Annotated in this window: 6 protein-coding genes and 1 pseudogene; 3 read left to right on the top strand and 4 right to left on the bottom strand. The window is 44.6% G+C overall.

Annotated features, from left to right (window positions below; all coding sequences use genetic code 11):
• Positions 1–18: 18 nt before the first annotated feature.
• The 3 genes from RB622_RS17270 to RB622_RS17260 all read right to left on the bottom strand — a co-directional run bounded on the left by RB622_RS17270 (position 19) and on the right by RB622_RS17260 (position 7,354).
• Complete coding sequence (locus RB622_RS17270; RefSeq protein WP_308047831.1) at positions 19–2,496, bottom strand: hypothetical protein; 2,478 nt, start codon at positions 2,494–2,496, stop codon at positions 19–21.
• 88 nt (positions 2,497–2,584) lie between these two features.
• Positions 2,585–4,261 carry a RagB/SusD family nutrient uptake outer membrane protein gene (locus RB622_RS17265; protein WP_308047830.1) on the bottom strand — a complete coding sequence of 559 codons (1,677 nt, stop codon included), beginning with the start codon at positions 4,259–4,261 and terminating at the stop codon, positions 2,585–2,587.
• A gap of 33 nt (positions 4,262–4,294) precedes the next feature.
• Positions 4,295–7,354 carry a TonB-dependent receptor gene (locus tag RB622_RS17260; protein ID WP_308047829.1) on the bottom strand — a complete coding sequence of 1,020 codons (3,060 nt, stop codon included), beginning with the start codon at positions 7,352–7,354 and terminating at the stop codon, positions 4,295–4,297.
• 180 nt (positions 7,355–7,534) lie between these two features.
• Between RB622_RS17260 and RB622_RS17255 the strand changes: the two genes are divergently transcribed.
• Complete coding sequence (locus tag RB622_RS17255; RefSeq protein WP_308047828.1) at positions 7,535–8,869, top strand: hypothetical protein; 1,335 nt, start codon at positions 7,535–7,537, stop codon at positions 8,867–8,869.
• A gap of 20 nt (positions 8,870–8,889) precedes the next feature.
• On the opposite strand, the pseudogene RB622_RS17250 reads toward RB622_RS17255, so the two are convergent.
• Positions 8,890–9,105, bottom strand: a pseudogene (locus RB622_RS17250) (transposase); the annotation flags it as partial.
• Between the two features lie 1,205 nt (positions 9,106–10,310).
• On the opposite strand from RB622_RS17250, the gene RB622_RS17245 reads away from it, so the two are divergent.
• Both RB622_RS17245 and RB622_RS17240 read left to right on the top strand, forming a co-directional pair.
• Positions 10,311–10,739, top strand: coding sequence for a hypothetical protein (locus RB622_RS17245; RefSeq protein ID WP_308047827.1), 429 nt, complete (start codon positions 10,311–10,313; stop codon positions 10,737–10,739).
• A gap of 72 nt (positions 10,740–10,811) precedes the next feature.
• The gene (locus RB622_RS17240) at positions 10,812–12,287 is read left to right on the top strand and encodes a capsule assembly Wzi family protein (RefSeq protein ID WP_308047826.1); all 1,476 of its coding nucleotides are present in this window, start codon (positions 10,812–10,814) and stop codon (positions 12,285–12,287) included.
• Positions 12,288–12,320 lie beyond the last annotated feature (33 nt).

Below are 12,320 nucleotides of genomic sequence, written 5' to 3'. Positions count from 1 at the left end.
ACAGCCTGAAAGACTGCCTTAGTTATATTCCAGCAGCGAGGTAATTTTACATGGTTTATCTGTTTTAAACCGAACCCAACGCGAGGAGAATTCTTTCGGGAAACTATAATCCAGCTTCTGTCCCGGCTTGACTGTAAAGGTCTTGTACACCATCCAGGGCCCGTTTCCAACCGGATCGGCTTCGATCGTAACCATTACAGCCGAGGTTGCCTGATGTGAAAGCTGTAAACTGCGTTTATCATAAAAACCAATCAGGTAAGGATCTGAAAGTTCACCGGCTTTCACGTTGGTATTTTTCCACGGACCTCCATGCCCTATCGGCTTACCCAGCTTCCAAAGATCATCAATAACACCAGCCCAAACAGCCGCTTTTTTATCGTCCGAAACGATAACATGGTCGTTTTTGCCAAACTTTCCTGCATCCAGTCCTGTCATCACCAGCAATCCACGGTATGAAGCATAGTCGTTAATGCGAAGGTTATGGGAAGATACCGGCCTTATTTTAGCATAACCGTCGGCATTTTCAGCTGGCAATTCATAAAATGTCCCGTGGCAGTTGAACAGGTCGCGCTCCGTAGCTACTTCCCGGCAAATCCGCAACACATGCTGGTTCGTGAGATTGGTAAAGGCCTCGTTGCCAAGCGGCAGCCGCCAGCGTCTGCCCTGGTCATCCACGATCAACACCGACGATTCCTCCACCGCAACGGCCTTTTGTGGAATAGCAAACTGGTTTTTGATAAGTGACAACGTTTTCGGATCGTCTTTACGAACAAGTTTCATATCTCCACCAAGTTCGTAATACCCAGTTTCTTTGGGCGTTACACCTGAATAATCCATAGCAGCTATACCTAAAACGCGGCGGTTTTCTCCTAAACCATATAACAACCCACCGGATGTACTGGTAGCCGTAACCCGGCTTAACCCATCGAAAATCGGACTGGCGACCGTTGTTCTGTTATCATTGGCCGAATAGAAAAAATGAGCCGACACGTTGGTTGTTTCCTTTGCTTTCAATCTTATCCATTCACCCGTATCGCCGACAGCAAACACAATTCTCTCCGCACTTTTAGCACCAACTTTTACTGATTTCAGCGGAGTCCAGATTCCATTTCCGGCCTTATCCACTTCCAGCATAAAGTCCACGTCCTGGTCTCCATTGTTTTGAATCCAAGCTGCTCGGTTAGGCCAGTCGGCAAACAGGAATGGTTCGGAAGTCTGACCCGTTTTTACCGTTTCATTCAGCCAGACGGCACCTTCGGCAGTATTGGGGCCGAGCTCATCCGGTTTTTTCAGCGAAGTAAACCAAAGATTGGAATTGGATTGTCCCGGCCCCTCGATATTGCCCTTTGCTTTTCGTTTGTTCAAAAATTCCTTTTGCGCCGAATCGTCGCATCCAAAAACCAACTGGTCATTCCATCGCGTGTAATCCCCGATCACTTTCAGATAAGAAGTTTTCGGCCGGATGCCCGCTGCATTCTTTGAAGAAAACTGGCCGGGAAATTGCCAGAACATTCCGTGCATGGTCATCAGATAATCCGGTTTTCCGGTTGTACCGACATCGCGTATCCGTGGCCATTCCGTATTCCAGCCATGGGCTCCGTCATAGCTGTGGCTTGCTTTTGGTAAGCGGTAAAAAGTCCATTTGCCGCTGTCGCGCACACCCAATAATACCGATTTGTGGTCCCATCCCGTAGCCCATATCGGATCGGTTGCAGGATTTTTATTGCCATAAATACCCCCCGGCCCCGTTACTTCTACAAACTGGTTTCTGCGGATAACCTTCCAGGTTTTCCCGTCCCATTCCGACAAAGAGCCTGACTCAATGTCAAACTGTTTTTCCGCCTTTGCGCCCGGTTCTCCGTTATTGGAATAAACCATCACCCCCTGCCCCGAATAAAAACCTTTGCCATGTGTTCCCGGAAGCAGCCCCTTGGACTGATAGGTTGATTTTTCCGTTTTCTTGCCCGCACTGATATTACCATCCTCGAACAGCATCGTTGGCTTTAAAGTCTTTACATCCACTTCATAAAAACCTTCTTCCATCGTTCCATAGTAAATTTTATTGGCAGGATCTTTAAGATGGCGGGCATTACCCGTGTGACGGCCAGGCATTGTTTTATAGGGTATTGCTCTTACCGCACCCTTGCTGTCAATGGCATATGGACCCATAAAAAGCTGCTTGCTTTCCGGATGGATCATGCGGTTTGCAGGCGTACCGCCAATACTTTCCGGGCGTACAATCTGCGTGAGATCTGGCGTAATTTCATACAATTTATCCGATGAGCCGAACGGCAAATGAGGACCATAAGTGATCACCCAGAGCTTTCCTGCCCAGGGAACTACGGCACCGGTACCACATTCACCTTCATTGTTATACATGGCCAGATGCGGGTAAACGCCACTGTACGAAGGTTTGTTTTTAAGTTGCGCCATGATCGTGTGACCAAGCGTCAAAAACGACAACACAAGGCAGGCTGACAAACTGTTTTTTTTCATTAAAATAATGATTAATCTGTAATATAAACTGTTGCAAAATCTGATCAAACCCGGCAGGACAGACTATCACTGCCGGGGGCATTAAAAATTAGTAACCTGCGTTTTGGGTAATGTTGGTATTCACCCTTCTTTCCACGGCTGGTATCGGCCATAGATATTGTCTGGTTTTATCAAATGACCTTTGCGATAATACCTTTACATCTGCACCAAATCCCGAATAATCTGCAATGCCGTCTCCGTCTATTGGCGTAACTCCCGGGAATGGCCATTTTGCGCGGCTTTGTGCTGCCGGATCCGGTAATCCGATCACGGGCCTGGAAAGTGCTTTTTCTGCCAGTTTCCAGCGAATCAGATCCATGTACCGCAAGCCTTCCCGCGGAAATTCAACCCTGCGCTCACGTCGTAATATCTTTTTAAGTAAAGCGGCATCCATCGTAACAACCGAAGGATACAAGGTCGTCTGCTCCACGGAGACGCCATAAGCACGTGCACGAATCTGATTGATCGCGTTTAAGACACTTTCATCGATTTGCCCCAATTCTATTTTCGCCTCCGCATAAGTCAGCAGAATTTCTGCATACCGGATAATGATTGCGTCGTTATCCTCAACCAGGCGATCGGGCCAGGTTTGATCAATTCCCTTTTTCCATAAAAAACCGGTGAAACTCGCAAAAGCGGCCACGGCACGACTATCCTTATTGGGTACTTTTTTATTTTCTTTTGAACTGAATATGGTGAGCGAGTCGGGATGCGGCGAATAATTGTAACCAAGCCATTGGGTGTTAAATTCGACAATGTTGGCGGTCAGACGTGGATCGCGGTTTTTGAATGGCGTTTTAGGATCATACAAAGGAGACTCATTAATCGGTTTCCCATCCGTACATTCGTAGGCATCGAGGATATCGCGGGTCGGGAGCTGCGCGCCAAAACCGCCTGCGTTTCTGGAAATATTATCCTGCACATAACCCGCCGCACTAAACACCTGCTGTTTTTCATCCCGGGGAACGCTGATGATCAATTCCCGGCTTGTCTCACCGGCTTTGGTAAATAATTGCTGATAACTTCCGTGAAGCGCATAGCCGGCACCCAGTTTCATAACGCTCTCGGCAGCCTGCCTGGCAATTTCCCATTTGCCCAAATACAAAGCCGTCCTCGCTTTGACCGCCAGCGCCGCACCGCGGGTAAACCTTTTCGTCTCGGCGGCGCCATACGTTATGGGAAGATTGGCAGCAGCGAAATCCAGTTCTGTAAAAATGAACGCCAGGATTTCATCTTTCCCTGTTCGCTGTACTTCATAGGATTCTTCGAGCGCGACCGGTGAAGTCAGAAGAGGCACGTCGCCAAAATGGGTAATCAACCTGGAATACTGGTAAGCGCGAATCAGCCGCATTTCCGCTTCCAGACGCAGCATAACCGATTGCGGGGTATTTGCAACGGCCCGATCCTTGCTCGTCAGAAAGGAATTAGCCCGGGCAATGGCTTTGTAACAATTCAGCCAGTAGGTCTGCACGGCGGCGTCATCGGCATTCATCGTGCCACCAATCACGGCATTGGTCAGCTGGCCGCGGTGCCATTCATTGTCACTGAAAAGTTCATTGTCATTATTCCAGAACACACTCCGGTACAGATCGTTCACTGCCAGTTCCAGTTCGGTCTGGTTGGAGTAAAATGTTCCGGTCGAAGCTTCCGAAAGCGGGTTTAAATCAAGGGTGTGACAGCCGGTAAATCCTATACTTGCCAGCCATATCCATGCTATTTTTTTCATAATCAGGAATGTTAAATTTCGTTGACGTTTCTTTTAAAAACGGATGGTTGCTCCCGCCATAAAGGTTGACACGATCGGATAAGCATAACTTCCCGACTCAGGATCGAGGTATTTGGGAAACTTGCTGAACGAAAACACGTCATTGGCAGATGCATAAAAACGTAATGTCTGCACGCCAATCCGTTTCATCAGATCCTGTTTGAGGGTATAACCCAGCGTGATATTTTTCAGACGAAAATAACCGCCATGGATCAGCCAGTAATCCGACAGTGTATAATTGGCGCTGTTGGAGGTGCGCGAAAGTCGTGGATAGGTGGCTGCAAGATTTTGCTGCGCGGTATTATTCACACTCCAGAACTTGCCTTGCATATCCGCCGGCATATTGCCAAAAGCCTCGGCAAAGGGCTGGATCACCTCGCTGCTCAGGCGGGAACGTTTTTTACCAACTCCCTGAAAAGTTACACCAAAATCAAAACCGGCATAATCTGCGCGCAGGTTTCCTCCGTACAAATAGCGTGGCAGCGCACCACCCAGCAGCACCTTATCATCGGTCGTAATCTTTCCGTCCTTACTCACATCCACATAGCGCACGTCTCCCGGTTTTGTCGTTACGTTTAAAACGGGAGCGCCTGTGATCTCGTCCTGTGTCTGGAAAAGACCGTTGGACAAATAGCCAAACCATTCATTGTACTCGCTGCCATTCCGGATGATCTGGTCACCGCGGAATTCCGTTCCTTTTAAATCTCCCACCGTCGATTTTGCATCCGATAAGTTGGCAGCCAGCGAGTATCCGAACTTATTGATCCGGTCCTTCCAGGCCAGTTCAAGTTCCCAACCCTTGACGTTTAAAGTACCCGCGTTCTGGTTGGGTTTGTCATAACCCATGTACAAGGGAACATCAAGCGGCAATAGAATATCGGTTGTTGTCTTTTTGTAATAATCCGCCCCCAGTGTCAGCCGGTCGTTCAGGAAAGCGGCATCCAGACCGAAATCCGTGGTACGACTCGTTTCCCAGGTAATGTTTTTTACGGCATAAACCTGCTGACCGCCACCGGTTAAAGGGACTACGCTACCATTCTGATAAAACAGCGCCGTGGAAAAATCGATGGTCGCCATGTATGGATAGTAAGCCGGGTTGCCATCCTTATCCAGCAAGCGCTCATTACCCGCTTCACCCCACGATCCTCTTACTTTCAGGAAAGAAAGCCAGGAAACATTTTTCATGAAGTTTTCTTCTGAAACTGTCCAGCCTGCCGAAACAGAAGGATAAACCGCTTTCCGGTAAGCAGACGCAAAACGGGACGAAAGGTCCGAGCGAAGGTTTCCCTGAACAAAATATTTACTCTTATAATTGTACTGAAGTCGTCCGAAAAACGAATGCAAACCCGATTCATTAGCCCCGCCAGCGTTATCCCTCAGCTCCGTAGAACCGGAATTCAGATAAGGGAAATCAGTCAGCGCAAACCCGCTTCTGGATGCTCCCAGCGTTTCCAGCGATCGGTAATTTTCTTCATATCCTGCCAGGATATCAAAGGAATGCACACCATTGATTTCCTTCACATAATTCACCAGCGCCTGTCCGTTAATGCTTAATGACTCGGATCTGCCTTCTGTCAAAATCGTTCTGGCCTGGTTCACAACCGGACTTGGCTTTCCGTCAGCGCTTGTAAAGCGGATTTGTTTGGAGAAATATTTGCTTTTGTCGAGATCAAATACCGGTGCTACGAGGACCGTAAAAGTAAGGCCTTTCACAGGTTTGTAGTTAAAAGATATCCGCCCTCCGATCTGATTTGACAGACTTTTGGTAGACCCGCCCCGCCTCAGCTGAGCCAACGGATTCCGCCCGTCTTTACCCAGTGCAAGTCTGCCATCGGCATAAACATCGTCGTAGATCGGCGGCATAATCCGGGATTCATAGATTGGATTAAAGCTGTTATCGGGCAGCTCGTTTGCATTTCCCTTGTTGGTTGTTCGTTTGTAAAAAACATCCAGGTTAACCCCGATTTTATTGCTCACCTGCAAATCGTTATTAATCCGAAACAAATAACGATTGTATGAACGGTTATCATAAAACGCACCGGAATTGGTGTACCCCAGCGAAGCTTTGGTTTTGATCTTATCCGTTCCCATGGTGAAAACAAGGTCGTGGCGCTGCCGAGGCGCATTGCTCCGGGTAATCATCGATTTTTGCCAGTTGGTATTCGGGAAATTATCCGGATTCACGCGGTTGCTGTCCAGATAATTATCGATCAGTGTTTTGGCAAAAGGCCCGGTGCTCGCACCGTCATTGGTGGCCTGCTCATTGAAATAACGCATATAATCCTGCACACCCACATAATCTGGCGTAGCTGTTGCCCGCTGCACACCGTACTCATAGGTGTATTCAAGGCTACCTTGTCCACTCTTCGCGCGTTTGGTCGTTACCAGAATAACACCGGCAGCGCCTCTCGAACCATAGATAGCCGCGGACGCAGCATCCTTTAAAACCGTTATACTCTCCACATCTCCAGGATTCACATTATCGATACTGCTGACAGGAACTCCATCCACAATCACGAGCGGATTATTGGTACCAATTGTTGTAATGCCACGGATAAGGATACTGGATCCGGATCCGGGCGCACCACCACTCCGGGTCACCGAAACGCCGGCAATACTTCCCTGTAAAGCCTCCGAAATCTGAACGGTTTGACGGCCCGCAACATCCTTCGAGCCGATCGTAGAAATCGCACCGGTGAGATCTTTCTTTTTCTGCGTTCCATAACCGACCACCACAACTTCCGATAAAGCATTATCTTCGGGAGTCATTGCAACATCCAGCCTGGTTTGCGTTGCCAGTGTGATTTCCTGACTACGGTAACCTACAAACGAAAAGGTAAGAATAACCGGGTTCTGATCAGAAACAGGCAGGCGATATTGTCCGTTCACATCCGTAACCGTACCACGCTGGGTACCTTTGATGACGATACTTACACCGGGCAGGTCTTTCAGTTTCTCGTCGGTAACCTTGCCGCTAATCTCCCTGGTTTGTGCCATAAGTGGACAGAGCCAGCTAAGAAACATAGCACAGGATAGTAGAATTTTTTGTCGCATATTTTTCAGATATTTAAGGTTTGATCCCCAATCAGGTCTCTGATCGGACAGAAATAAATTTTGTTTTGCAAATATAATTTTGAACAATAAGAAGAGAGCCCGAATGGATTGACCAACCTTTTATACAAAATTATGGACAACCCAAATCATTAATAAACAACATATTACAGTATCATAATCATGGAGAATGGACAAGGCCAGGCGAGCTATTTAGACTACTTCGACCACGGATGTCAGCTGATCAGTGAGATTTATGGCAAGCAGGATATTGCCACATGGACAAATAGCGACTATATCAAGCTTAGCAATATTCTTTATAAAAAAACAAGCGTACAAATCAGCCCGAATACCCTCAAACGAATATTTGGAAAAATTAAAACCGACGCGCGTTATTATCCGCAGAAAGCCACCCGCGATGCGCTGGCGATTTACATCGGTTTTAAAGACTGGGATCATTTCACGAACTCCCAATCTCTGCCAGGCACGAGCAGCCTGCTGAAAACCCCGACCCGTGAATTGCCGTTAACCATAGAGGATCCTATTTATCTTCAAAAAAGGAAGGTTAAAAACGGGTTCAAAAAATGGATAATCCTGGGTGTTGTTATTGTACTGACGGGTGTTACTATTTTTTTATTTCGTGAAAAAATATTCCCTTCCAGGGTAGAACAGGTTAGCCTGATCTGTAAAAATCCGGTGGGAGAAAATCCCCATTCTGCTGTTTTTGTATTACGAGGCATCAGCCAGAACCACGGCCAGTCTGCTCCCTACGTTATTGAATTTGGTGATGGAAAAAAAATCACTACAAATGGCAAAGACAGCCTGTTTTCTCACTACTATGAACAGCCGGGCAGGTACTTTGCTGTATTAAAACACTTGGATCAGGTACTTGGCACGGCGACCGTATATCTGAAAACGAACGGGTGGACGGCTACCGCGCACATGATGTATGATACCACAAGGGTTTATCCGATTGACTTTCCTGATCTTTTCAAAGGAAGCAGGTACAGCATCAGCGCAACCGAAGTTGCCCATGCCGGTGTGGATACGAGCCGTACTTTTTTTGTCGATTTTGATAACAGCCATATCACGAACATTGACGGAGATAATTTCGAGTTTTCTACGAAAGTCACAACCTCCCATGACCGTCCGGGCGTACGATGCTCGCAGGTACGGGTCCTTTTGCTTGGCGAATCTTCAAGTCATTTGATCACGGTCATGAAACCCGGCTGTCTGCACTGGACGACAGCTCATTTTTCAGAGATCAAAAAACAGGGCAAAGTTGATAATCTGGATTTTCTGGGAGCCGATTTCAGCAAGGGGGGAACGATCGGATTAAAAGTGGTTAACAAACATGCCGTGTTGTATCTGAACGATAAGCAGGTTTTCAGCATTGCCTACAAGCAACCGCTGAAACAGATCTATGGTGTGGAAATCACATTTGCGGGTATTGGTACAATTCATGCCCTCAACCTGAAAGATATCAAAACCGGTAGAACTTTTGACGGGAATTTCTGAAAGTAATGAAATGAATGCTATCACCACAGTACAATTTTTACATGTTTAGTTAATACAAAGTGAATTCGATTTAAACTGCGGATCGATAAAGCGGCGAACCGTCCGTAGAACCTGCCCATTGATAACTCCCCGCTTTCAGCTAAGGTTTTGAAGATCTTATGGATATGAATTCTCTGATTTTTGCAAACTTTCAGTGCGCCCGCCGCTACGGTGGTACTATCCATAAAGCTTACTCCTGCGCATTTTGCTGCTTATGGAAATCATTTGGTCGTAAATATTGGTAAAAATCATAGCAACACGGAAATAATTCTATCACCATCTGTGATAATACTATAAACGATATGAAATGCCCTTCCTAAATTTGAATCATCAACATACATATAACGATATCCTTTGCATACTAAAACACACATTATACCTTTTTCCACTTCTATTTAGCGAATCGGTGTCCCGCTGGAGAATTCGGATTTAATGACAAGTGGATTTCGTAACAGACAGACCATTATAAGAAATTGTTTCGCTGGAGTGTATTTATTTGAAAATCATATATAACTGATTCTGGCGTCCAATTTTATGTGTTCTTGATTTTTACATTCTATGAGTCATGGGTATCGAAATCTCCATGGGATTTACTAACCAGTCATTTACAATAAACCCTATCTCGATTTCTTTTGCAGTGCTATCGACAGTCGGCTTACGCCTATCAGGTTGATAAAAGGAACAACATTTCGGACGACTGCCGATTGCTTAAAGTCGACGGCACAATTGTCTTTCAATATAATTTGTGACAGGATCTAATATAATTTCTTACCGTTGGATAAATCGATCAATACTTACTCGGAAATAACACACTAGAAATTCATGAAATATAAACAATTTGATTAGTTTTATGCATAATTCAATTATAAGAAGGGAGTTTTGGCCTACCGATGTGTTTCTCTTGTTGAAATATTGTTGTTTACATCCCACATTCATCATTGGCATATGAAAAACAATCTATCTATTTCTACGGTTTAACAGGATAGCTACGTGTTATCCTATTAAAGTTCTGCACTTTCTTTGCACTTGTAAAATTAATATAAAAACTGACCAAGTTCTCAGTTGGGTCGGTGTATTATTTTACCAAGTAAATTATGCCTTCCATTTGATTTACATGTGATTATCTAAGCCATCCGCAGTTAAAGAAAGTTTGCATAAATATAACTTTCGACTCCGTTTCACAGGAATCCTGGATGCCTTTTCATCCTGATTCACGAATCCGTTACGATCCGGAATTCCACTGAGCAGTTGTCTATCCACAATAGATAACCAAGTCTGGCATTGCATATGTGTTGACGATTATTGATTAACGTTAGTTATCAATACGAAGTGATAATTAACTTTTGTCCTTCATAATAGACTTTAAAAGTAAAATCTGTTTAACATCTTAATATAAATCATTATGAAAAAAGTACTATTTCATCTCGCTTTGCTATTAATTATCGCCTCCAACTGGAAGTGTGAAAATATGGTTTTGGATCATTGCTGCGCAAAGGAAAATCTTGCTGTTGGTAAGGCAAAAAGTGCAATAGATGATTTTAAACCTACATTAGAACGTAGAACTGAGAATTTAAAAGTGGCAAATGACGAGTTAAAGGACGCCCTTGCAAAACAAAAACAGGCGGTGGCGGATCGAGATGCCCATCCCGGTGATGACAGCTATGAAGCTGCATTGCGTGTTGCCAATACGATTTTACAAGCTAAAATTAAAAATCAAGAAGAAAAACAAACCGAATTTGATAAAGCAACTGCCCAGATGAAGGCATTGACAGATGCTTTGACACTTGCCGAGAAAGCCCTGGAAGAATGTGAAAAAAATTGTAAGCATTGAATGTTTTTCTCCTTTCAGTAAATCGAACAAGACCTAAAAGCCTTAACTCAGGAGTCAAAATCACTAAAAATCATGAGGATTTTTATTGTCTTTTTAATCATTCTAACGAGCAGAACTGGGCTTTCTCAATCCCTTCCTTATAACCTGAAAGCGCATACGGAGTTTGGCGGTTCGATAGCTACCGGCAAAACGATACCATTTTGGTTAAGAACTAATCAAAATGGTATCGTTCCCAATGTAGCACCTTTTGGAACAATCCGATTGGGATTGCATAGAGCATATTTACAACATGACACTTTACCATCGGGCAAAGGACGCAAATGGAACTGGGGTTTCGGTCTTAATACTATTGGAAATCTGGGTAAGCAAAAAAATCAATTCCTGGTAGCAGAAGGTTATTTCAAGGTTAAATTCCATAAAGTCGAAATACTCGCAGGCCGTAGAAATACCGTTACAGGCCTGGGAGATTCCACTCTGTCATCAGGCTTCATGGTTGTTTCCGGCAATGCACTTGCCGTTCCAAAAATCTTGATATCTACACCCGACTATCTACCCATCAAAATATTAAAAAAATACCTGGCTATCAATTTTGGATTTGCCCATGGCTGGTACAATAGTGATTACATCAAAAAAGCATTTATACATCAAAAATATTTTTACTTACGATTAGGAAAGCCCCAAAGTAAATTCAAAATCTATACCGGCCTTCATCACCAGGTTCTGTGGGGAGGTGAAGCCGAATATCTGAAACTCCGACCTGATCTTGCAAAAAATGGCAAACTACCGTCTTCCTTAAAATACTTTGGTAATATACTACTGGGCACCATACCAAAACGTGATAATAATTTATCCGTATTCGATGGTGATTATCGTATCGGAGATCATGTTGGAAGCTATGACGCCGCTATGGAAATCAGCTCATCCAAAGGGTTATTTCTTCTTTATCATCAGCACATATTTGATGATGTATCAGGCGCCGTGTTAAAAAATTTCCCGGACGGACTTTCTGGATTTTCCTGGCATAAAAAGGTTGAAAAGGATGCAAACAATCGCTTCCATGTTCAACGCGTCGTCATGGAGTTTATCAGTACTTTATCCCAAAGCGGGCGTTCTTTTGTCCAGTTAAATTCTGGTTTTCAGGGAAATGATAATTATTTCAATCATGCCCAATACAATGAAGGCTGGTCCTATTTTGGCAAAACGATAGGAACGCCATTTATCATCCCATGGAAAGATGTAACTCCCAAAGCCTCTGAATCAAGAGGAGATTATTTTCCCAATAATAGAATCCAGGTATTTTATGCAGGATCAGAAGTCGTGTTGAATCAAAATCTAAAATTAATCAGTCGTCTCTCCTTATCTAACAACTTCGGAACGAACGATCACCCTTATCCGCAAACGTTGCACCAATTTTCCTATATTGTTTCTACTGAAATAAAAATGCGCAAGTTTTACAACAGCCATGTCGCCATCTCAATATCCGGCGATAAAGGGCAGCTTCTCCCAAATGCCAATGCTATATTTTGCAGTATCCGAAAAGAATATTGAACAGTAAAACGACCCCACTCCTTTCTTCTTCGT

The sequence above is a fragment of the Dyadobacter sp. LHD-138 genome (assembly GCF_030929615.1).
In the GTDB taxonomy this organism is placed as follows: domain Bacteria; phylum Bacteroidota; class Bacteroidia; order Cytophagales; family Spirosomataceae; genus Dyadobacter.
This window is presented reverse-complemented; position numbering and strand designations above follow the sequence as displayed.